The following is a 23,346-nucleotide window of genomic DNA, read 5'->3' on the forward strand; positions in this document are numbered from 1 at the left end:
CTAGAAGAAGCGCGGATCGGCGAAGGCGCCGGAGGCGAGCAGGTAGACGTAGAAGTCGGCGAGCGCGACGCTGATCAACGACGTCCAGGCGAGCAGCATGTGACGCTCGTTCAGCTTGCCGACGAAGCCCCACAGCCGGTAGCGGACCGGGTGCTTGGAGAAGTGCCGCAGCCGTCCGCCGATGATGTGCCGGCAGGAGTGGCAGGACAGGGTGTACGCCCAGATCAGCACGATGTTGACGAGGAAGACCAGGGTGCCGAGGCCCATGTGGCCCCAGGCGTAGTTCTCGTCGCGGAAGGCGAGCACCGTGTCGTAGGTGAGGATGCCCGCCACCGGCAGCGCCGCGTAGAAGAAGTAGCGGTGCATGTTCTGCAGGATCAGCGGGAAGCGGGTCTCACCCGTGTACTTCGCGTGCGGCTCGGCGACCGCGCAGGCCGGGGGCGAGGCCCAGAAGCCCCGGTAGTAGGCCTTGCGGTAGTAGTAGCAGGTCAGCCGGAAGCCCAGCGGGAAGATGAGGATCAGCAGCGCGGGGGACAGGCCCCACCAGCTGCCGAAGATCTCCCAGTTCGGGCCGCCCTTCATCGGGACGCAGTTCTCGGCGAGACAGGGTGAGTAGAACGGCGAGACGTACGGCGCCGCGTAGTAGTCGCTGTTCGAGAAGGCCCGCCAGGTCGAGTAGACGATGAAGGCGAGCAGACCGCCGGCGGTCGCGGCGGGCGCGAGCCACCAGCGGTCGGTCCTGAGGGTACGGGTGGCGATGGCGGCGCGCGTGGCGCCGCGTACGCCTGTGTCGGTATGAGGTTCGGTGCCTGTGGCCAACGAAGCTCCTAGGGCGCGTGCCGGTCGCGCGCACCCAGGCCTTCGTCGTCCGAGTCCGTCCACAGCGAACTGTCGTACGGGGTGTCGGGAATGGTGACCAGGTCTTCGGGGCGGCCGGCCGGCTGGGTCCGGGGTGCGTCCTCCCGCTTGTGCGCGAGGCTCCGCTCCAGCCGTTCGACCGTTCGGGTCAGGTCGTCGAGACGGCGCTTGACGTCCGTCAACTCGTCCTGCAGGGACATGAACTGCCCTCACTTCCGCGGTCGCGGTGGCATGCGGGTGTCTGGGGATGTCCCCCAGAGGGCTGTGTGTGCGCCTGCGAGTGTCGCGCGTCACATCCCTGCTTGTGAAGGCGTGTGCACCGATTCGCGCCACGCGCCACCCGTTAGGGGCTGCCCGTTGGGCCGCATGGGTGGGGTTTTCGGTCCGCTCCGCCGTGTCTGCGCCGCACCCCGGCCTCCGTCCTTTTCAGTGAAGTCGCAATAGGTGTGATCATCTCCAAAGCCCATCAAAGACCCAACTAATCGGACGAAGGGGTACACGTCATGTCCGAGGTCGACGCCCCACGCGGGAGGACGTGCTCCCGTACGCCCTGCTTCCGCATCTCCCGGTCCCGGTCCGGCCGCTCCCGGACCCTGCGCTCGGTGGCACTGCTCACGAGCGGGGTGCTCGTCCTGCCGGTACTGGCCGGCTGCACGTCGGAGGAGGGCGGCTCCGAGGCCGTGGCGGTCCCCGCGGACATCGGCCACGCAGGGCGCAACCAGGTCGAGCAGGGCGGCACGCTGAGGTGGGCCGTCGACTCCGTACCCACGACGCTCAACGCCTTCCAGGCCGACGCGGACGCTGCCACGGCCCGGGTCGCCGGCGCCGTGCTCCCCTCCCTCTTCACGCTGGACCAGCGCGGCCGCCCGCAGCTCAACCCCGACTACCTGGAATCGGCCGAGCTCGTCGACCGCGAGCCCAAGCAGGTCGTCCTCTACAAGCTCAACCAGGAGGCCGTCTGGACCGACGGCCGGGAGATCGGCGCACCGGACTTCGTCGCCCAGTGGAGGGCTCTCAGCGGCAAGGACTCGGCGTACTGGACCGCGCGCAACGCCGGCTACGAGCGCATCGAGAACATCGAGCGCGGCAAGAACGACCTGGAGGTACGGGTCACCTTCGCCAGGCCGTACGCCGACTGGAGATCGCTGTTCTCCCCGCTCTACCCGAAGGAGACGACGGGCAGCCCGGCCTCCTTCAACGACGGGGCCCGCACGGAGCTGCCGGCGACCGCGGGGCCCTTCGCCCTGCAGAAGATCGACAGCGATGACGGCACCGTCACGCTCGTCCGCAACCCGCGCTGGTGGGGGGACCCGGCCAAGCTCGACTCGCTCGTGCTGCGGGCCGTGCCGCGCGACCGGCGTGCCGCGGCGCTCGCCACGGGCGCCGTCGATCTGGCCGAGATCGACCGGGGCGTGGCGGACCGCATCGCCGTGGCGCAAAAGGACACGGGCGGCGGCAGCGGCCCCGGGGCCGCGTCGGCGGAAGCGGGGGAGTCCGGCGGCGGTACCCAGCAGGAACGTTCCGCCGGGAGTGCCGGGGAGGAGACGGGCGGGGATGGGCTGCTCGCGCGGGAGCGCGGAGACGCAGGGCTGACGAGGTTCAGCAGCGACCAGACTGCGCTGCGCGGATTCGTCGTCCGCAAGTCCCTGGAGCCCGCGTACACCCAGCTCGCGCTCAACGGGGAGTCGGGTCCGCTCGCTGACGAGCGGGTGCGGCGTGCGGTGGCCCGGGCGCTGGACCGCCGCGAGCTCGCCGAGACCGTACTGAAGCCCCTCGGACTGCCCGCGAAGCCCGTCGGGAGCCACCTGGCGCTCGCGGGACAGTCCGCGTACGCGGACAGCAGCGGCGCGCTCGGCGGCCAGGACACGGCGGAGGCGCAGGCGCTGCTCGCCGACGCGGGGTGGACCAGGGAGGGTGCACGGTCGGCCGAGTCCGGTACGAAGGCGGGGCCCGAGAAGAGCCCCGCGGCAGGAAGCCCGGCCGCGGAGAGCCCGGCGGCGGGGAGCAGCCCGACGGCGCAGAGCCCGGCGGCCGGGACCCCGTCAGCGCAGAGTCCGGCGGCGCAGAGCCCCTCCGCGGGAGGCTCGCCTTCCGCCGGCGGCTCGGGTGCGCCCGGCGCGTCGCAGAGCCCGCCGGCCGCGGGCGGTGCCCGTACCGGTGCCGCCGGCACGGCGGCCACCGGCACCGGCGGGGACGACAAGCCCGGCGCCGCACGCCCTGCGGCCGCCCCGCTCGGCAGCGACGGGGACAAGGCGATGCCCGAGGCGTACCGGCGTGAGGGCGGGGTCCCGGGCGCCTATGCGCCGGTCGGCACCAGAGCCCCGGGGCGGAACCCGGTCGCGGGACCGCTCGGCAAGGACGGCAAGCCGCTCAGCCTCCGCTTCGTCCTCCCCTCGGGCCCGGGCTCCGAGTCGCTGCGCACGGTCGGGGACCGGATCCGCAGGATGCTGGACGGGGTCGGCATCCACACCGAGGTGAAGAAGGTCGCCGAGGACAGCTTCTTCAAGGACCACATCGCGTCGGGGCACTACGACCTCGCCCTGTGGTCCTGGCCGGCCACGGCCTACCCGGCGACCGACGCCCGTCCGATCTACGCCAAGCCCGAGCCCGCGACGGACGGCTCGCTGCTGGTGGAGCAGAACTACACCCGGGTCGGTACGGACCGCATCGACCAGCTCTTCGACGAGGCGGTGTCCGAGCTGGACGAGAGGAAGGCCCGGGACCTGATGAAGCAGGTCGACGCCCGGATCTGGGCCGCGGCGGCCTCCATCCCCCTCTACCAGCGTCCCGAGCTCGTGGCCGCGAAGCGCGACCTGGCCAACGCGGGGGCGTTCGGCTTCTCGGCCCCGCGCTACCAGGACATCGGCTTCGTCAAGGCGAAGCCGGCGCACGGAGCCGGGCCGGCCACGGCGGAGTAGCGCCTCCCGGCGCCGTCCGCCGGGGCCCGCCCGCGGCCGCCTCGGCGGACGGCATACGGAGCGATCGTGAGGGCCCGGGCGTCCGGGGCCCGGCGGGCCGGTCGGATCTCGGGGCCTCGGGGCCCCTGCCCGGGAACGGGAGATCTTCGTGCCGCCGGGCGGCGTACCGGCCCGTCCGTCCTGTACGGGGCGTCCCGGGACCACGGGCGCGGCTCGTGCCGAGGGCCCCGGACCCCGGTCGCGGCCGGGGCCCGGCCGCAGTGCCCGTGCCGTGTCCGGCGGCTCGGTGCCTCTGTGCCGTGCCGTGTCCGGCGGCTCCGGGAGCCCTGCGCGGTGCCGTGTCCGGTCCGGTCGATCCCGTCCCGTTCCCGCCGCCTCGGAGCCGCGTCGTCGAGCGTTCTGGAGCGGAACCTTCCGCTCCAGTGATCCGGACCTCAGAAGCAGCTCAATTCCCTTGCCTGCCGGTGCTCCCGGCGGGCAAGGTCGTTCCGGGTCGGATCGGGCCGGGAAGCCCTCTGCGCGGCGGCCCCGTACCATGGACACAGCCGTGGCGCGTCCGCCCGGCGGGCGTAAGAGGAAACAGACGCCGCATCCCACGATCCGAGAGAAGCGCAAGCCACCCATGCCCACGCGCCACGACATCCGTAACGTCGCCATCGTCGCCCACGTCGACCACGGCAAGACGACCATCGTCGACGCCATGCTGAAGCAGGCCGGAGCCTTCGCCGCGCACCAGCTCGACTCCGTCGACGACCGGGTCATGGACTCGAACGACCTGGAGCGTGAGAAGGGCATCACGATCCTCGCCAAGAACACGGCGGTGAAGTACCACCCCAAGGACGGCGGGGCCCCGATCACCATCAACATCATCGACACCCCCGGCCACGCCGACTTCGGCGGCGAGGTCGAGCGCGGTCTGTCGATGGTCGACGGCGTGGTGCTGCTGGTGGACGCCTCCGAGGGCCCGCTCCCGCAGACCCGCTTCGTGCTCCGCAAGGCGCTCCAGCGCCGGATGCCCGTCATCCTGTGCATCAACAAGACCGACCGCCCGGACTCCCGGATCGACGAGGTCGTCAACGAGACCTACGACCTCTTCCTCGACCTGGACGCCGACGAGGACCAGATCGAGTTCCCGATCGTCTACGCCTGCGGTCGTGACGGCATCGCGTCGCTGACCAAGCCGGAGGACGGCACCGTCCCGGCCGACAGCGAGAACCTGGAGCCGTTCTTCTCCACCATCCTGGAGCACATCCCCGCGCCGACGTACGACGAGGAGGCCCCCCTCCAGGCCCACGTCACCAACCTCGACGCCGACAACTTCCTCGGCCGCATCGCGCTGCTGCGCGTCGAGCAGGGCGAGCTCCGCAAGGGCCAGACCGTCGCGTGGATCAAGCGCGACGGCTCGATCTCCAACGTCCGCATCTCCGAGCTGATGATGACCGAGGCGCTCACCCGCAAGCCCGCCGAGGTCGCGGGCCCCGGTGACATCTGCGCCGTCGCCGGCATCCCCGACATCATGATCGGCGAGACCCTGGCGGACCCGGAGAACCCGGTCGCGCTGCCGCTCATCACGGTCGACGAGCCGGCGATCTCCATGACCATCGGCACGAACACCTCCCCGCTCGTCGGCCGCGGCGCGACCGGCAAGGGCGCGGACAACAAGGGCGGCGTCAAGGACCGCAAGGTCACCGCCCGCCAGGTCAAGGACCGCCTCGACCGCGAGCTGATCGGCAACGTCTCGCTCCGCGTCCTCGACACCGAGCGCCCCGACGCGTGGGAGGTGCAGGGCCGTGGCGAGCTGGCCCTGGCGATCCTCGTCGAGACCATGCGCCGTGAGGGCTTCGAGCTGACGATCGGCAAGCCGCAGGTGGTCACCAAGGACGTCGACGGCAAGCTCCACGAGCCGGTCGAGCGCATGACCATCGACGTGCCCGAGGAGCACATGGGTGCCGTGACCCAGCTCATGGGCGTCCGCAAGGGCCGCATGGACAACATGTCGAACCACGGCTCCGGCTGGGTCCGCATGGAGTTCGTCGTGCCGTCCCGCGGCCTGATCGGCTTCCGCACGGAGTTCCTGACGAACACCCGCGGCACCGGCATCGCCCACTCGATCCACGAGGGCCACGAGCCGTGGTTCGGCAACCTGCAGACCCGCAACAACGGCTCGCTGGTCGCCGACCGGTCCGGTGCCGTCACCGCGTTCGCGATGACGAACCTCCAGGAGCGCGGCGTGCTCTTCGTCGAGCCGGGCACCGAGGTCTACGAGGGCATGATCGTCGGCGAGAACTCCCGCTCGGACGACATGGACGTGAACATCACCAAGGAGAAGAAGCTCACGAACATGCGCTCCTCCACGGCCGATGTCGCGGAGTCCATCGTCCCGCCGCGCAAGCTCTCGCTGGAGCAGTCGCTGGAGTTCTGCCGTGACGACGAGTGCGTCGAGGTGACCCCGGAGGCCGTGCGCATCCGCAAGGTGAACCTGGACGCCCGTGAGCGCGCCCGCGCCGCCTCGCGCGCCAAGCACGGCTGAACCGTCCGGTTCCGGACATCGGGACCAGACCGACCGTGACGGCCCGGGAGACCCCGCTCGAGGGGGTTTCCCGGGCCGTTTCCGTGCGCGCCCCCGTCTGGGAGACTGCGGGTGCCCGGTCTGTCCGCCCTGTCCGTCAACAGATTTTCCTGCGCCACTCGTCCGACTATCGGACGTAGCTCACCGGAAACCTGTATTAACAGTCCGTTTCGCGCGTGTCTGTCTGCGATCCCTTTGTCCGAATTTTGGGCGTCTGGGGCGGAGTGATGTTGCCAAAACGAGATGCTTTAAGTGTGGTTTACAGCCCGAACTTACCTAATAGTTGGCTTCACTGAGCTCGGGTCAACGGGTCACGCGCTGTGGGGAGCGCCGACTCACGAGCACACGGGGCACGGATCTCGCCGTCAGGGGTGTCGGCGTTGTCATGTGCCCACCCTTGCAGTGAATACGTGGACTCATGAGGAGGAACCCATGCGCGGTGCCACGAGCACCAGTGGGCTCGGGTCGTCGAAGATGGCTCGGACGACCGGTTTGCAGCGCACGTCATCCGGTCCGGTCGCCGGCAGCGGCCGGCGAATCTGAGACCCGGTCAACCGCTCGGCTCGCGTTCCTTGGGGGGATCCACCCCAACCTGACGCTCTTCGCAGTCGCCCTGCCCACGGGAGAACCCGTGCGGTGGCGCGGTGTCACTGCCGTGCCCGTCTTCAGGTGACGGGCAGGCAATCGGCGAGACCGTCACGCAGCACGCCGGAACGGGCCATACGCCCGGTCATCTACGCGCGCAGGACCGCGGGTCACCCGACACCCGTGAATGGACACCATCATGACCAGTCCAATTGAGATCGAGGGCGAGACCGCCTCTGTCGCCTTGGACAAGGAGACCGCTGCCGGCAACGACGGCGCGGACAAGGACCAGGACAAGAAGGAGCTCACCGGCCGGTCGCCAGGCCAGCTGATGTGGACGCGCTTCAAGCGCGACCGCACGGGCATGATCTCCGCCTGTGTCGTGCTCTTCTTCTTCGCCGTCGCCGCGCTGGCCCCGGTGATCTCGGCGGTGTACGGCAAGAACCCGTACACGCTCTACGCGCAGGAGCCCGACTACCCGTTCCTGCTCGACGACTTCGCCATGCCCAACGGTCCGTTCGGCGGCGTCTCGGGCGAGTTCTGGTTCGGTGTCGAGCCCAACCTGGGCCGTGACGTGTTCACCATGCTGATCTACGGCATGCGCACGTCGCTGTTCATGGCGCTGGTTCTGACGTTCCTCTGCGTGGTGACCGGTGTCATCATCGGATTGATCGGCGGCTACTTCGGCGGCAAGGTCGACTACTGGCTGGGCCGGATCACGGACTTCTTCCTGTCCTTCCCGAACCAGCTGTTCTTCATCGCCTTCATGCCCGTCGTGACCGCGCTGTTCGTCTCCCCGACGGACGAGACGCCGACCTACCTCCGGGCGGTCGCGATCATCCTGGTGTCGTGGTTCCTGGGCTGGATGGGCATGGCCCGTCTGGTGCGCAGCTCGGTACTCTCCCTGCGCGAGCGGGAGTTCGTCGAGGCGGCGAAGGTCTCCGGAGCCCCTCGGTCGCGGATCGTGTTCAAGGAGATCCTGCCGAACATCGTCACTCCCATCCTGGTGCAGGGCACGTACATGCTGCCCAGCGCCATCCTCAACATCGCATTCCTCTCGTACGTGGGTGTCGGCTTCGTCGAGCCGACCCCCGACTGGGGCCGCATGTTCGCCACGGGCGCCAAGCTCTACGAGCTGGACCCGGCCTTCATGTTCTTCCCCGGTGTCGCGATGGTGATCTTCGTCCTGGCCTTCAACCTCCTCGGTGACTCGGTCCGGGACGCGTTCGACCCCAAGACCGGACGGTGACGTCCACGTGCGAGGGCAGCTGCCGCCCTCGCGCCGGGCAACCGGACGGCCAGGCAGCTCTTCTGGATAACAACCGACAGGTAGGTGCAACGAGCATCATGAATGCCATTCGATCGCGCTCCGCACGCGCTGTAGTCGTCGCGATGGCGGCCGGCTCGCTGGCGCTGACCGCTTGCTCCGGCAACAGCGGCAAGAACGCCAAGGACGAGTCGAAGTCCCAGGCTGACGCCTCGGCCCAGTCGAAGCCGGTTGCCTACGGTGACGCTGCCGCCTCCAACGGCCCGGCTGCCGAGGTCCCGGGTGCCAAGCCCGGCGGCACCATCAACGTCTACGCCCAGTCGGACATGACCCACATGGACCCGGGTCAGATCTACGTCAGCGACGCCGGCCAGTTCGCCAACCTGATCCACCGCGGTCTGACCAACTACCAGGAGGACGACAAGGGCAACCTGACCGTCGTCGGTGACATCGCCACCGACTCCGGCAAGTCCTCCAACGGCGGCAAGACCTGGACCTTCACCCTGAAGGACGGCATCAAGGACGAGGACGGCAACGCCATCACGTCCGCCGACGTCCGCCACTCGATCGAGCGCCTGTACGCGAAGCACATCTTCGACGGCCCGTCGTTCGTCCAGTCGTGGCTCTCCGGCAACGACTACCGCAAGGCGCTGCCGGACGGCCCGTACAAGGGCAAGCACCTGCCCGACACGGTCCTCGCGACCCCGGACGCCAAGACGGTCGTCTTCAACTTCAGCCAGCCGCGCCCGGACCTGCCGCAGGCCCTGGCCATGGCCGGTTACGCCATCGTTCCGCAGAAGGCGGACACGAAGGAGAAGTACGACAAGGCCCCCAAGGCCCTCGGCCCGTACAAGATCGCCGAGTACAAGGCCGGCAAGTCCCTCAAGCTGGTGAAGAACACCAACTGGGACCCGAAGACGGACGCCGTGCGCCACCAGTACGTGGACGGCTACAACTTCACCACCACCATCGACCCGGTCAACCAGACCAAGCGTCTGATCGCCGACCAGGGCGACGCCAAGAACGCCATCCAGTTCTCGGACCAGGTCGACACGGACCAGATGCAGGCCGTGATCACCAACCCGAAGGTGAACGCCCGTACGGTCAAGGGCTACCAGCCCTACGTCTGGCAGCTGACCTTCAACCTGGACCGCATGAAGGACAAGAAGGTCCGTGACGCCATCGCGCACGCGATGCCGAGCGCGGCCATGGTCCAGGCCGACGGTGGCAAGTATGGCGGTGAGGTCGCCGGTGGTCTGTTCGCCCCGACCCTGCCGGGCTTCGACAAGAGCTACGACCCGTTCGGCAAGCTGAAGAAGCCCAACGGTGACCTCGACAAGGCCAAGGAGCTGCTGAAGGAGGCGGGTGTCAAGGAGGGCACGAAGCTCACCTACGCCTACTCCAACACCCCGCGTGGCCAGAAGCAGCAGGTCATCATCAAGACCGCGCTGGCCAAGCTCGGCTTCGACGTCCAGGCCAAGGAGATCGACCGGGCCGCGTACTACGAGACCATCGGCAAGATCAAGAACCCGTACGACCTGTACATGACCGGCTGGGGCCAGGACTGGTCCTCCCCGTCCACGGTCGTCACCCCGGTCTATGACGGTGGCCTGATCTCCGACGGTGCCTCGAACTACTCCCACATCAACGACCCCAAGGTCAACGCCCTCATCCAGGAGGCGCTGAAGCTTGAGCCGCAGGCTGCGGCCAAGAAGTGGGAAGAGGCCCACCACCGCATCGTCGAGGAGATCAACCCGGCCGTCCCGGTCTACTACTCCAAGATGGTCCAGCTGTTCGGTTCGAACATCGGCGGCGCCAAGTACAGCACCGAGTCGAGCTACATCGACATCAACGACCTGTACCTGAAGCAGCCGTAACACCGGCTCACGGCTGACCCGTGGGGGTGCGCGCCAGGCGGAGCGCACCCCCACGGGACATGAACCCCTCACCGCCCCGCCGCTTCCGAAGAGAGCAGCTTCCCGCCATGCTTCAGTTCCTCATCCGCAGGCTGACCGGCGCCGTCGTGATCATGTTCCTGATCGGCGCGTTCACGTTCTTCCTGTTCTACACAATCCCCCAGGACTTCGCCGCGCTCTCCTGCGGCAAGAACTGCAGCCCGGAGAACCTCGCGGTCATCCGCGAGAACCTCGGCCTCGACAAGCCGATCTGGACGCAGTTCTGGGACTTCATGGTCGGAATCGTTGCCGGCCGGGACTTCCCCGTCGGTCACTGTGACGCTCCCTGTCTCGGGGTCTCCTTCCACACCGGTGACTTCGTGTGGGACTCCATCATCGACCGCTTCCCGCTGACGCTCTCGCTGACCGTCGGTGGTCTGGTGATCTTCCTGGTCCTGGGCCTCGGCTCGGGTCTGCTCGCCGCCTGGAAGCGCGGCACCTCGCTCGACAAGGCCGTCAGCGGCGCCTCCATGGTGCTCAGCTCGTTCCAGATCTACTTCCTGGGGCCGATCGTCCTTGGCATCTTCGTGTACAGCACCGGCTGGCTGGAGAGCCCCAAGTACGTTCCGTTCTCGGACGATCCGGCGGCCTGGGCTCTGGGCCTGCTGATCCCCTGGGCCGTCATGGCCACGATCTTCACCGCGCAGTACACGCGTATGGCGCGCTCCACCATGATCGAGCAGCTCCAGGAGGAGCACGTCCGCACCGCCCGGGCCAAGGGCATGCGCCAGCGGTACGTCTTCTTCCGGTACGCCTGGCGCGGTTCGCTGACCCCCATCGTCACCATCCTCGGCATGGACCTGAGCGGTCTCCTCGCGGGTGCCGTGGTCACCGAGTTCACCTTCGACCTGGCGGGCATCGGCCGTCTCGCGGTGGACTCGTCGCTGACCAAGGACCTGCCGCTGACGATGGGCGTGATGCTGTTCGGAGCCTTCTTCATCCTGCTCCTGAACATCCTCGTGGACCTCGCCTACGCCTACATCGACCCGCGCGTGCGCCTCGCCTAGGAGAACGACCGTGACCACAATGACCAAGACCGAAGACACACCGGCCCCGACCGGGCCGGAGGCCTTCCTCTCGGTCCGCGACCTGCGGGTGCGGTTCTCCACCGAGGACGGCATCGTCAAGGCGGTGGACGGGCTCTCGTTCGACGTCGAGCGGGGCAAGACCCTCGGCATCGTGGGCGAGTCGGGCTCCGGCAAGTCCGTGACGAACCTGACCGTCCTCGGACTGCACAACCGCAAGACCACCGAGATCGACGGCGAGATCGTCCTGGACGGCCAGGAACTGACCGGCGCGTCCGAGAGGGAGCTGGAGAAGCTCCGCGGCAACAAGGTCGCGATGATCTTCCAGGACCCGCTCACCGCGCTGTCGCCGTACTACACCGTGGGCCGGCAGCTCTCCGAGCCGTTCATGAAGCACCGCGGGGCCTCCAAGAAGGAGGCGAAGGCCCGGGCCATCGAGATGCTCGACAAGGTCGGCATCCCCCAGCCCGCACTGCGCTTCAACGACTACCCGCACCAGTTCTCCGGCGGTATGCGCCAGCGCGCGATGATCGCCATGGCGCTGATGTGCGACCCGGACCTGCTGATCGCGGACGAGCCCACCACGGCGCTCGACGTGACCGTGCAGGCCCAGATCCTCGACCTGCTCAAGGACCTCCAGCAGGAGTTCGGGTCGGCGATCATCTTCATCACCCACGACCTGGGCGTCATCGCCAACATGGCCGACGATCTGCTCGTGATGTACGCGGGACGGGCGGTGGAGCGCGGCAGCGTCCGCGAGGTGCTCCGGGCGCCCCAGCACCCGTACACCTGGGGTCTGCTGAGCTCCATGCCGCGTCTGGGCGGGGACACCGGCGAGTCGCTGGTGCCGATCCCGGGTTCGCCGCCCTCGCTGCTGAACCCGCCCACCGGCTGCCCCTTCCACCCGCGCTGCGCCTTCACCGACCAGGTCACCGGCGCGTCGTGTTCGGGTGAGCGGCCGTCGCTGGGCGCGGGGCGCGCGGCCGCGTGCCACCTCACGGGGGAGCAGAAGCAGACCATATTCATCGATCAGATCAAGCCCCGGCTGGGCTAGGGAGACGCAGAGACATGAGCGAGAACGTCACTCTGCCGAAGCAGCAGGGACCCACCGACAAGCCCGCGGGCGAGCCGCTGCTCACCGTCGAGGGCCTGACGAAGCACTTCCCCATCTACGGCGGCTTTCCCTTCAAGCGCCAGGTGGGTGCCGTCAAGGCGGTGGACGGGGTCGACCTGACCGTGCACGCCGGTGAGTCCCTCGGCCTGGTGGGCGAGTCCGGCTGTGGCAAGTCCACGACCGGCCGGCTGATCACCCGGCTGATGGAGCCGACCGCCGGAAAGATCACCTACGCCGGCCGGGACATCACCCGCGCGAACCGCAAGCAGCTCGCGCCGGTCCGGTCCGAGATTCAGATGATCTTCCAGGACCCGTACTCGTCGCTGAACCCGCGGCAGACCGTCGGCACCATCATCAAGAGCCCGATGGAGGTCAACGGCATCAACCCGCCCGGCGGGCGTGAGAACCGGGTGCGGGAACTGCTGGAGACCGTGGGTCTCAACCCCGAGCACTACAACCGCTTCCCGCACGAGTTCTCCGGCGGTCAGCGGCAGCGCATCGGTGTGGCCCGGGCCCTGGCCCTGGAGCCGAAGCTGATCGTCGCCGACGAGCCGGTCTCCGCGCTGGACGTGTCCATCCAGGCGCAGGTCGTCAACCTGCTGCAGAAGGTCCAGGACGAGCTGGGCATCGCCTTCCTGTTCATCGCCCACGACCTCGCGGTCGTGCGGCACTTCTCGCAGCGCGTGGCCGTGATGTACCTGGGCAAGGTGATGGAGGTCGCGGACCGCGACTCGCTGTACAACCGGCCCCGTCACCCGTACACGCACGCCCTGCTCTCGGCGGTGCCCGAGGCCGACGTGGACACCGGAAAGAAGGAGCGCATCCGCCTCGCCGGTGACGTGCCCTCCCCGGTGAACCCGCCGTCCGGCTGCCGCTTCCGCACCCGCTGCTGGAAGGCGCAGGACAAGTGCGCGACCGAGGAGCCGCCGCTGGTGCAGATCTCCGGGAACCGCGAGGGTCACCTGACGGCCTGCCACTTCCCGGAGGAGCCTTCGACCGAGGCCCGCACCGAGGACGTCGTCATGGACCCGGCGCTCGCGGCGCTGGAGGAGGAGCACGGCTCCGACGACTGACGGTCGGGCCGCGCAAGGCCGGACCAGGAACCACCCCCGCCGCCCCGAAGGGCGGCCGGGGTGGTTCTTTTTGGTGGCCACCGGATTCCCCGCCGGCAGGGGGTCCCCCATCGCGGCATAGTCGGCTCGAGGTGAAGTGATGTGAGCAAGCGTGGCGTCAACTCCTGTGTGATTGCAGGTGGTTGGGTGCCGGATCGATCGAGTGGGAAATTCCGGATCCGGCCCGCCGCGCCCCCGCTCGACCATTCGGCCCAACCGGGGTTCTCCCGGGTGTCGTGCAAGTGCACCGGTCCCCGCCTCGGGCGATAGTGGCCCCACGAAGGTCCCGGTCGCCGAGGAGGCACTCCATGCGCGGAGCCGCTCACGTCACCCGGGCCGCCTGCGCGGTCGCCGTCGTTCTCGCGGCCGGTGCCTGCGGCGGCGGCGGAGCCCCGGCCGGCGGGCCCGACGGGATCGTGTCGTCCTCCTGGGGGGATCCCCAGAACCCCCTCGAACCGGCGAACACCAACGAGGTCCAGGGCGGCAAGGTCCTCGACATGATCTTCCGGGGCCTGAAGCGCTACGACCCGAAGACCGGCGAGGCCGAGGACATGCTCGCCGAGCGGATCGACACCACCGACTCCGTCAACTTCACCGTTGCGGTCAAGAGCGGCTGGACCTTCTCCAACGGCGAGCCCGTGACCGCGAAGTCCTTCGTCGACGCCTGGAACTACGGCGCGCATCTGAAGAACAACCAGCGCAACGCCTACTTCTTCGGCTACATCGAGGGCTACGACCAGGTCCATCCCGCCTCCGGGCAGCCCACCGCGCAGACCATGTCCGGCCTGAAGGTGACGGGCGAGCGGACGTTCACCGTCAAGCTCACCCAGAAGTTCTCCACCTGGCCAGAAACCCTCGGGTACGCGGCGTTCGCACCGCTGCCGAGCAGCTTCTTCTCCGACCACGACGCCTGGCTGGCCCGCCCCGTCGGCAACGGCCCCTACGCCGTCGACAGCTACACCAGGGGCTCGCAGATGTCCCTGCGCCGCTGGGACGGCTATCCGGGTGACGACAAGGCGCGCAACGGCGGTGTCGACCTGAAGGTCTACACCGACAGCAACACCGCCTACACCGATCTGACGGCGGGCAACCTCGACCTGGTCGACGACGTGCCGGCGTCCCAGCTCAGGAACGTCGAGGCCGACCTCGGCGGCCGGTACATCAACACCCCGGCCGGCATCATCCAGACCCTCGCATTCCCCTACTACGACCCGGACTGGAACAAGCCCGGCCAGGAGAAGGTCCGCCGGGGCCTGTCGATGGCGATCAACCGGCAGCAGATCACCGACAGGATCTTCCAGCGGACCCGGACCCCCGCCAAGGACTGGACGTCCCCGGTCCTCGGTCCCGACGGTGGCTTCGACGCGGCGCTGTGCGGCGACTCGTGCGCGTACGACCCCGCCGGGGCGAGGAAGCTGATCGCCGAGGGCGGTGGTATCCCGGGCGGCCAGGTCAAGATCACGTACAACGCCGACAGCGGCTCCCACAAGGAGTGGGTCGACGCCGTGTGCAACTCCATCAACAACGCGCTCGGCAACGACCGCGCCTGCGTCGGCAACCCCGTCGGCACCTTCGCCGACTACCGCAACCAGATCACTCAGTCGAAGATGAGCGGCCCCTTCCGGGCCGGCTGGCAGATGGACTACCCGCTCATCCAGAACTTCCTCCAGCCGCTCTACTACACCAACGCCTCCTCCAACGACGGCAAGTGGAGCAACAAGGACTTCGACCGGCTGGTCGACCAGGCCAACGCCGAGGCCGACCCCGCCAAGGCGATCGAGACCTTCAAACAGGCGGAGGGCGTCGTGCGGGACCAGATGGCCGCCATCCCGCTCTGGTACCAGAACGGCAGCGCCGGCTACTCCGAGCGGATCTCCAACGTGTCCCTGAACCAGTTCAGCGTCCCCGTCTACGAAGAGATCAACGTCGGCTGACGCACCCGCCCCGGACCCGAGGAGCGCTCCATGGGACGTTATGTGATCCGGCGTCTGCTCCAGATGATCCCGGTGTTCGCCGGAGCCACGCTGCTGATCTTCCTGATGGTCAACGTGATGGGCGACCCCATCGCCGGGCTCTGCGGCGAGCGGGAGTGCGACCCGGCCACCGCGGCCCAGCTGCGCAAGGAGTTCGGCCTCGACAAGCCCGTCTGGCAGCAATACCTGACCTACATGGGCAACGTCTTCACCGGGGACTTCGGCACCGCCTTCAACGGGCAGCCGGTCACCGAGCTGATGGCGGACGCCTTCCCGGTGACCATCCGGCTCACCCTCGTGGCGATCCTCTTCGAGGTCGTCATCGGCATCGGCCTCGGCGTGGTCACCGGGCTGCGCCGCGGGCGTCCCGTCGACACCGGCGTCCTGCTGGTCACCCTGGTCGTGATCGCCGTCCCGACCTTCGTCACCGGACTGCTGCTGCAACTGCTGCTCGGGGTGGAGTGGGGCTGGATCCGGCCGTCCGTGTCCTCCGAGGCCCCGCTCGGCGAGCTGATCGTGCCGGGACTCGTCCTCGCCGCCGTCTCCCTCGCCTACGTCACCCGGCTCACCAGGACCTCCATCGCCGAGAACCGGCGCGCCGACTACGTCCGCACGGCCATCGCCAAGGGGCTGCCGCGCCGCCGGGTCATGACCCACCATCTGCTGCGCAACTCGCTCATCCCCGTGGTCACGTTCATCGGTGCCGACATCGGCGCCCTGATGGGAGGGGCCATCGTCACCGAGCGGATCTTCAACATCCACGGCGTCGGCTACCAGCTCTACCAGGGCATCCTCCGCCAGAACACCCAGACCGTCGTCGGCTTCGTGACGGTGCTGGTGCTGGTGTTCCTGCTGGTGAACCTGCTCGTCGATCTGCTGTACGCCGTACTCGACCCGAGGATCCGCTATGCCTGAGGCCCAGTACGACGACGGGCGGGCCATCGCACCGACCGGTGGCGGCGGCGCCATGGACCTCGCCACGGCCGAGGGCGAGACGCTGGAGAAGGCACCCGCGGCTCCGCCCGGACCGGGCCCCGCGGGCAGACCGCGCAGCCTCTGGTCCGACGCCTGGCACGACCTGCGCCGCAACCCCGTCTTCGTGATCGCGTCGCTCGTCATCCTCTTCCTGGTGGCCATCTCGATCTGGCCGCAGCTGATCGCCTCCGGCAACCCGCTCGACTGCGATCTCGCCAAGGCCCAGCAGGGCTCCCAGCCCGGCCATCCCTTCGGCTTCGACGGCCAGGGCTGCGACGTCTACACCCGGACCGTCTACGGGGCGCGCACATCGGTGACCGTCGGCGTCTGCGCCACCCTCGGCGTGGCCCTCCTCGGGTCCGTCCTCGGCGGCCTCGCCGGGTTCTTCGGCCGGGCGCCGGACGCGCTGCTGTCCCGGCTCACCGATGTCTTCTTCGCCATCCCGGTCGTCCTCGGCGGACTGGTGCTGCTGTCCGTCGTCACCAGCAACACCGTCTGGCCGGTGATCGGCTTCATGGTGCTGCTGGGCTGGCCGCAGATCTCCCGCATCGCGCGCGGTTCGGTCATCTCCGTCAAGCAGAACGACTACGTGCAGGCCGCCCGGGCCCTCGGCGCCTCGTCGGCGCGGCTGCTGCTGAGGCACGTCATGCCGAACGCCGTCGCGCCGGTGATCGTCGTGGCCACCATCGCGCTCGGGACGTACATCTCGCTGGAGGCGACCCTGTCGTACCTCGGCGTCGGGCTGCGACCGCCCACGGTCTCCTGGGGCATCGACATCTCCGCCGCGTCGCCCTACATCCGCAACGCCCCGCACATGCTGCTCTGGCCGGCCGGCGCGCTCGCCGTCACCGTGCTCGCGTTCATCATGCTCGGCGACGCGGTGCGTGACGCCCTCGACCCCAAGCTGCGCTGAGGAGCACCGCCATGAGCCCCGACACTCCGCCCGACGGCCCCGGTACGCGGGAGCGGGCGCCCGGCATCCCGCCGGCCGGCCCCGGCACGCTGCTCGAAGTGCGGGACCTGCGCGTGGAGTTCCGTACCCGGGACGGGGTCGCGAAGGCCGTCGACGGCGTCTCCTGGTCCGTCGCCGCGGGCGAGACCCTCGCCGTGCTCGGCGAGTCCGGGTCCGGTAAGTCCGTCACCGCCCAGGCCGTCATGGGCATCCTCGACACCCCGCCCGGCCGGATCACCGGCGGGGAGATCCTCTTCCGGGGTCGGGACCTGCTGAAACTGAAGGAGGGCGAACGCCGCAGGATCCGCGGTGCCGGCATGGCCATGGTCTTCCAGGACGCGCTGTCCTCGCTGAACCCGGTGCTGACCGTCGGCGACCAGCTCGGCGAGATGTTCACCGTGCACCGGGGCATGTCGCGGAAGGACGCCCGGGCGAAGGCCGTCGAGCTGATGGACCGGGTCCGGATCCCGGCCGCCGCGGAGCGGGTCGGCCAGTACCCGCACCAGTTCAGCGGCGGAATGCGCCAGCGCATCATGATCGCGATGGCGTTGGCCCTGGAACCGGACCTGATCATCGCCGACGAGCCCACGACCGCCCTGGACGTGACCGTGCAGGCGCAGGTGATGGACCTCCTCGCCGAACTCCGCCGCGAACTCGGCATGGGGCTCGTGCTCATCACCCACGACCTCGGTGTCGTCGCGGACGTCGCGGACCGGATCGCCGTGATGTACGCGGGCCGGATCGTCGAGACCGCCCCGGTCCACGACCTCTACAAGGCCCCGGCCCATCCGTACACCCGCGGACTGCTCGACTCGATCCCCCGCCTGGACCGCAAGGGGCAGGAGCTGTACGCCATCAAGGGCCTGCCGCCGAACCTGACGGCCGTCCCGTCCGGCTGCGCCTTCCATCCGCGCTGTCCGATGGCCCGGGACGTGTGCCGGACCGACGAGCCGGACCTGTCCGAGGTGAGCCGCGACCGCGGGAGCGCCTGCTTCTTCTGGAGGGAGTGCCTCCGTGGCTGAGCCGACCCGGCCGACCGAGCCGATCATCGAGGTGCGCGGCCTGTACAAGCACTATCCGCTCACCCGGGGCGTCGTGATCAGGAAGCAGGTGGGGGCGGTCAGGGCGGTCGACGGAGTCGACCTCGACCTGTTCGCCGGCGAGACGCTCGGCGTCGTGGGCGAGTCCGGCTGCGGGAAGTCCACCCTCGCGAAGCTGCTGGTCAACCTGGAGAGGCCGACCCGCGGGTCCATCCGCTACAAGGGCGAGGACATCACCCGGCTGTCGGCGCGGGCGCTCAAGGCCGTGCGGCGCAACATCCAGATGGTGTTCCAGGACCCGTACACCTCGCTGAACCCCCGGATGACCGTCGGCGACATCGTCGGGGAGCCGTACGAGATCCATCCCGAGGCGGCGCCGAAGGGCGACCGGCGGCGCCGGGTCAGGGAACTGCTGGACGTCGTCGGTCTCGACCCCGAGTACGTCAACCGCTACCCGCACCAGTTCTCCGGGGGCCAGCGCCAGCGCATCGGCATCGCGCGGGGCCTGGCACTGCGGCCGGAGGTCATCGTCGCGGACGAACCCGTGTCCGCCCTCGACGTGTCCGTCCAGGCGCAGGTCGTCAATCTGCTGGAGCGGCTGCAGGGCGAGTTCGGCCTCAGCTACGTGTTCATCGCCCACGACTTGTCGATCGTCCGGCACATCTCGGACCGGGTCGCGGTGATGTACCTCGGGCGCATCGTGGAGACCGGCAGGGACGCCGAGATCTACGACCACCCCACGCACCCGTACACCCAGGCCCTGCTGTCGGCCGTGCCGGTGCCCGACCCCTCGGTCCGCGAGCGGCGCGCGGCCGCCGGCGGGAACGGCGGGCGCATCATCCTCTCCGGCGATGTGCCCTCGCCGACGAACGTCCCGTCCGGCTGCCGGTTCCGTACGCGCTGCTGGAAGGCGCAGGAGCGGTGCGCGCGGGAGGAGCCGGAGCTGGCGGTGCCGGAGCGGTTCCGGGAGGCGGTGGGTCCCGCCCGGCACGACTCGGCGTGTCACTTCGCCGAGGAGAGGTGCGTGGTGCCGTCCGACTGAAGCCCGTTGTGAAAACGGCTCCGTCCGCCCGCAGGGCGGGGTCTGCGGCGTCTGGTGCGTGCGATGGCAAGACGGAGGATCATCCTCGTACTGGACGTACTTGGATGACTCCGACAACGCGGCGAGCGTGCCAGGCGTCGCGGGCCGGGAGGGACCTTCACGACACGCCCCGGCGGCCGGCGGAGGACTGACGGCCCCGCCCCGGAAGGCGCGGGGCGGGCGCCGGCGGACCTACCTCAGGGCCTCGGCCGTCTCCCGGCGCATGATGGCCAGCCGGGCCTTCTTCTCCGGGAGGAACACCTCGGGCAGGTCGACCTCCGGAAGCACGATCTCCGGGCCGAGTTCGAAACCGGTGCGCCGCAGCCGGTCGATGGCCCTGCCGTTGCGGACGTCCGGCTCGGCGACGATCCGCCGCACCTGCGGGTCGGCAAGCACATGACCGACGAGCACCCTGAGCATGGCGGCGGTGAATCCGGGCCGCTGCTTTCCCTTCGCCGGGCCGATCATCAGGTGGACGCCGATGTCGCCGGGTTCGACCTCGTAGCACTCGCTGACCCGGTCGGCTTCCGGCTCGTAGGTCTGGAAGAGCATCACGGGCTCGTCGCCGAGGACGATCAGGAAGGCGTGGTGCGTGGTGAGCGAATCCAGGTGCTCGTAGATCTCCCGCACCTCTTCGCGGCTCGTCTCGCGCATGCCCCAGAAGCGGGCCCTCTCCTCGCTGACCCAGGAGTGGACGACGTCCGCGTCCCGTGCCGGGTCGAGGCGCCGCACGTGCACGGTACCCACTCCGTCGACGGTCTCCCGGTACAGCGCCTCGGCGCCGTCCGATCTGGCGGAGGCCTCAGTGGTCATGTCTCTCCTCGGTGCGGTGCTCGGGGGTGAGCAGGTCGAAGTCGGTGACGACGGGGACGAATTCGCCGCGCAGCCACAGCGGCAGCTGGTCGCGGTGGTGGGCGGCGCCCGGGATGCCCCGGGCGCCCAGCGGGACCACCCAGAGGCTGTCCTCGCGCCGGGCGAGGTCCCAGACATAGCGGGCGGAGGGCCCGCGCGCACTCAGGTCCGTGACGCCCGGGACGCTGGAGGTGGCCAGCACGCAGTCGTGGTCGCCGGGCAGTCCGGGCCACTCCTCGCCGTCGGGAGCGGGCAGGGCCTGCCAGGGCGCGAGCCGGTGGCGCTCGCCCCAGGTGGTCTCCGGCCCGCCGGCCTCGGCGACCTCGTCGACGGCGGCACGGACGAGCGCCGCGCGGTCGATCCCGGGCAGCCGGTCGGTCGTGAGCAGGGTCTCCAGGGCGTATCCGATCTTCGCCGGCAGGTAGAGCCAGGGCAGGAAAACCTCGGGGTAGCCGAACGGGCGGCTCAGCGGCTCCAGTTCGGGGTGGGCCGCGAGCCGGCGCACGACAGCCGAGCGGACGGCGGCGAACAGCGCGGCGTCGGAGCTGCCGGCCTCCATCCGGCGGTCCCACGCAAGCAGCCGGGACCGGAGCTCCGAGGCGCCGGGGGAGAGCCGGTCCTCGTCCAGGGCGGCCACCAGCTCCAGCAGGGGGGCGGCGGACGCCAGCCAGGTGTCGGTGTGGACGGCCGCCATCCCGGGCGCCGTCCAGCTCTTCGACTCCCGCAGCAGCGCGGCGATCCGGTCGGCCCGGTGCGGAGGTGCGAACTCCACTCCCAGGGGGGTCGCGATGCCACGGGCGTTGGCCATCACGGCGATGTCCCCGACCTCGGCTCGGGGCGTCTCGTGCCACCCCTGCCAGTCGTGCCCGTGCTCCCAGGCGGGCACGACCCGCAGCCGGTTGTCCTCGTGCCGCACCGGTACGCTTCCGGCGACCCGGTGCAGCAGCCCGCCCTCGGTGTCCGCGGCGTGCACGACGTTGACCGGTTCCGCCCACTGGTCGAAGGCCCGGTCCACGTCGCCGACGGTACGGGCACGCAGGAGCGCGGGGATCGCCTCGAAGCCGAGGGCCGCGGTGACCCGGGGCGGGTAGCGGAGGCTGATGGCCTCCGACCCCGTGCCGATTCCGTCCGCCGCCGGGGCGTCCCCGGCGATCACCGGGCCGCGGCCGGTCTCGATCACGTCGACGGTGACCGGGTCGCCGCCCGCCACCTCGATCGTCTCCCGGTGGTGGGTGGCGGGGCCCCAGCCGTCGGGGCCCTCCGCCTCGATCCGGTCGCCGGTGCGCCGGAGGCGCTCGCGGTACAGGTCCTGGTAGTCGGACATGGCGTTGGTGATGGCCCAGGCCACGGAGCCGGTGTGGCCGAAGTGGGCGAGTCCGGGGACGCCGGGCACGGCGAGTCCGACGACGTCGACGCCCGGGCACACCAGATGGATCTGCTGGTAGACACCCGGGTCCTCGATGAAGCGGTGCGGGTCGCCGGCGATCAGCGGCGCTCCGGTCTCCGTCCGCCCGCCGGCGACGAGCCAGCCGTTGCTGCCCGAGGTGCCGGGACCGTCCGTGGCGAACAGCGTGATCAGGTCGTCGCCGAGCCGTCGCGCCACCTCCTCCCGCCACAGCTTGGTCGGGAAGCCGGCGAACAGGATGTGGGTGGCGATCCAGATGCCGAGGGGCACCCAGGGCTCCCAGCGGCCGGGTTCGAGGCCGGTGGCGGCGAACTCGGGCGCGTTCCCGGCGCCTTCGGCGAGGCCGTCGTTGACCCCCTCCGCATAGGCACCCACCCAGGCCGCCGTGTCGGCGTCCAGTGCCGCGTGGCAGCGCCGGGCCGTGTCCTCGAGCCGGGACTGCCGGGCGAACCGGTCCCAGGCGACGGCGTCCGCGCCCAGGAAGGCGGCCGTCGTGCCCCGCACCCGGTGCCGTTCGACCTCGATCTGCCAGGCCCGGTCGGTGGCGGCGTTCCGCCCCTGGGCGCGGGCCAGTTCCAGGGCGCTGGAGGCGCGCAGATGCGGGATGCCCCAGGCATCCCGGTAGACCTCGGTCGTCACACTGTCCCCACTCTCCTGCTGGACAAGCCTTTAGGTTAGGCTGACCTAACCTTACTGGGCGCATGGGGAGGAGACAGCGGTGGGGCATGGCTGGGAGGGCGTGGTCCTCAAGCTGTTCCGGGGCAAGGACTTCGAGTTCACGGTGACGGGGGCGGAGCAGGTCACCGACCACTACCGCCGGGTGCACCTGACCGACGGCGGCATGCTGGCGGCCACCGGAGTGCACCCCACGATGTGGGTGCGCCTCTGGTTCGACGACGCGGGCAAGCCGCACCAGCGGGCCTACACCCTCGTCGACCCCGATCCGGCCGCGGGCACGTTCAGCATGGAGTTCGCGCTGCACGACGGCCGCGCCAGCGAGTGGGCGCGCAACGCCAAGCCCGGCGACAGGATCGACGCCACTCTGCAGGGCACCGGGTTCACCGTGCCCGACCCGCTGCCCCCGCGGCTGTTCGTGATCGGAGACCCGGCCTCGCTGCCCGCCGTCAACTCCCTGCTCGACGCCATGCCCGAGGTGCCCGCCACCATATGGTTCGAGACCCAGCACGAGTCCGACGCCGAGCTGCCCCTCCGGGCCGGCGCCGACCACCACGAGCTGCGGCGGGTGCCGCGACAGGACGGCGGGGCCGCCCTCGTGGCGGAGGTCAAGGCCGCGCTGCCCGGACTGCTCGGCGACGACCGGTCGGACGCCTTCGTCTGGATCGCCTGCGACACGGCGACGACCCGGACCCTCACCGCGTACCTCCGCAAGGAGCTCGGCCTGCCCAAGGACCGGGTCAGCGCGCTCGGGTACTGGCGGCCGGAGAGCCCCAAAACACGATAAGTGACCATCAATTTCTTTAACATCCAGGCAACTTGACCGAAGCCGCACCGATATACGGACGCGTCACGCTGAACTGCGTACGGCCGTGCGGGTGCCGTAGACCGGCCGGGGCGCATCCTGCCCCGGCCGGTCGTGCGCCCTGCCCCGGCCGGTCGACCTCCCGGGCCGCGGGTCGGCCGTACTGGGGGCCACCGGACCGGTCG

At 69.8% G+C, this 23,346-nt stretch carries 17 protein-coding genes; 13 read left to right on the forward strand and 4 right to left on the reverse strand.

All coding sequences use genetic code 11. From position 1 onward, the window contains the following. Positions 1–819, reverse strand: a complete 819-nt coding sequence (locus BLT82_RS04390) for a hypothetical protein (protein WP_093652465.1) — start codon at positions 817–819, stop codon at positions 1–3. Positions 820–827: 8 nt separating this feature from the next. Continuing rightward, the gene (locus BLT82_RS04395) at positions 828–1,058 is read right to left on the reverse strand and encodes a hypothetical protein (RefSeq protein ID WP_093652466.1); all 231 of its coding nucleotides are present in this window, start codon (positions 1,056–1,058) and stop codon (positions 828–830) included. Positions 1,059–1,361: 303 nt separating this feature from the next. Between BLT82_RS04395 and BLT82_RS04400 the strand changes: the two genes are divergently transcribed. From BLT82_RS04400 to BLT82_RS04455, 12 genes are all read left to right on the forward strand, one after another. Beyond that, complete coding sequence (locus BLT82_RS04400) at positions 1,362–3,776, forward strand: ABC transporter family substrate-binding protein (RefSeq protein WP_093652467.1); 2,415 nt, start codon at positions 1,362–1,364, stop codon at positions 3,774–3,776. A gap of 622 nt (positions 3,777–4,398) precedes the next feature. Next, positions 4,399–6,306 (forward strand): translational GTPase TypA, encoded by a 1,908-nt coding sequence (gene typA, locus BLT82_RS04405; RefSeq protein ID WP_093652468.1) that lies wholly within the window; start codon positions 4,399–4,401, stop codon positions 6,304–6,306. An 823-nt stretch (positions 6,307–7,129) separates the two neighbouring features. Continuing rightward, on the forward strand, positions 7,130–8,179 hold the full coding sequence (locus BLT82_RS04410; protein ID WP_093652683.1) for an ABC transporter permease: 1,050 nt from the start codon (positions 7,130–7,132) through the stop codon (positions 8,177–8,179). 98 nt (positions 8,180–8,277) lie between these two features. After that, positions 8,278–10,074, forward strand: coding sequence for an ABC transporter substrate-binding protein (locus BLT82_RS04415; RefSeq protein ID WP_093652469.1), 1,797 nt, complete (start codon positions 8,278–8,280; stop codon positions 10,072–10,074). Between the two features lie 107 nt (positions 10,075–10,181). Then, on the forward strand, positions 10,182–11,159 hold the full coding sequence (locus BLT82_RS04420) for an ABC transporter permease (protein ID WP_093652470.1): 978 nt from the start codon (positions 10,182–10,184) through the stop codon (positions 11,157–11,159). Between the two features lie 10 nt (positions 11,160–11,169). Further along, the gene (locus tag BLT82_RS04425) at positions 11,170–12,231 is read left to right on the forward strand and encodes an ABC transporter ATP-binding protein (RefSeq protein ID WP_093652471.1); all 1,062 of its coding nucleotides are present in this window, start codon (positions 11,170–11,172) and stop codon (positions 12,229–12,231) included. Positions 12,232–12,245: 14 nt separating this feature from the next. Continuing rightward, positions 12,246–13,364: an ABC transporter ATP-binding protein gene (locus BLT82_RS04430; RefSeq protein ID WP_093652472.1), complete on the forward strand. Its 1,119-nt coding sequence runs from the start codon at positions 12,246–12,248 to the stop codon at positions 13,362–13,364. A 347-nt stretch (positions 13,365–13,711) separates the two neighbouring features. Beyond that, positions 13,712–15,337: a peptide ABC transporter substrate-binding protein gene (locus BLT82_RS04435; RefSeq protein ID WP_093652473.1), complete on the forward strand. Its 1,626-nt coding sequence runs from the start codon at positions 13,712–13,714 to the stop codon at positions 15,335–15,337. A gap of 30 nt (positions 15,338–15,367) precedes the next feature. Next, positions 15,368–16,291: an ABC transporter permease gene (locus BLT82_RS04440; RefSeq protein WP_093652474.1), complete on the forward strand. Its 924-nt coding sequence runs from the start codon at positions 15,368–15,370 to the stop codon at positions 16,289–16,291. Next, positions 16,284–17,264 (forward strand): ABC transporter permease, encoded by a 981-nt coding sequence (locus BLT82_RS04445; RefSeq protein WP_093652475.1) that lies wholly within the window; start codon positions 16,284–16,286, stop codon positions 17,262–17,264. Before BLT82_RS04440 ends, BLT82_RS04445 begins: the two co-directional genes overlap by 8 nt. 11 nt (positions 17,265–17,275) lie before the next feature. Continuing rightward, positions 17,276–18,325 (forward strand): ABC transporter ATP-binding protein, encoded by a 1,050-nt coding sequence (locus BLT82_RS04450; protein ID WP_244291830.1) that lies wholly within the window; start codon positions 17,276–17,278, stop codon positions 18,323–18,325. Continuing rightward, positions 18,318–19,385, forward strand: coding sequence for an ABC transporter ATP-binding protein (locus BLT82_RS04455; protein ID WP_093652476.1), 1,068 nt, complete (start codon positions 18,318–18,320; stop codon positions 19,383–19,385). The genes BLT82_RS04450 and BLT82_RS04455 overlap by 8 nt, the downstream gene beginning before the upstream one ends. Before the next feature lie 231 nt (positions 19,386–19,616). Here BLT82_RS04455 and BLT82_RS04460 read toward each other — a convergent pair whose 3' ends face one another. Next, on the reverse strand, positions 19,617–20,237 hold the full coding sequence (locus tag BLT82_RS04460) for a GNAT family N-acetyltransferase (protein WP_093652477.1): 621 nt from the start codon (positions 20,235–20,237) through the stop codon (positions 19,617–19,619). Continuing rightward, positions 20,227–22,320 carry a penicillin acylase family protein gene (locus BLT82_RS04465; protein ID WP_093652478.1) on the reverse strand — a complete coding sequence of 698 codons (2,094 nt, stop codon included), beginning with the start codon at positions 22,318–22,320 and terminating at the stop codon, positions 20,227–20,229. The genes BLT82_RS04460 and BLT82_RS04465 overlap by 11 nt, the downstream gene beginning before the upstream one ends. Before the next feature lie 79 nt (positions 22,321–22,399). Between BLT82_RS04465 and BLT82_RS04470 the strand changes: the two genes are divergently transcribed. Then, the gene (locus BLT82_RS04470; RefSeq protein ID WP_093652479.1) at positions 22,400–23,143 is read left to right on the forward strand and encodes a siderophore-interacting protein; all 744 of its coding nucleotides are present in this window, start codon (positions 22,400–22,402) and stop codon (positions 23,141–23,143) included. Positions 23,144–23,346 lie beyond the last annotated feature (203 nt).

This window comes from Streptomyces wuyuanensis (assembly GCF_900103455.1).
In the GTDB taxonomy this organism is placed as follows: domain Bacteria; phylum Actinomycetota; class Actinomycetes; order Streptomycetales; family Streptomycetaceae; genus Streptomyces; species Streptomyces wuyuanensis.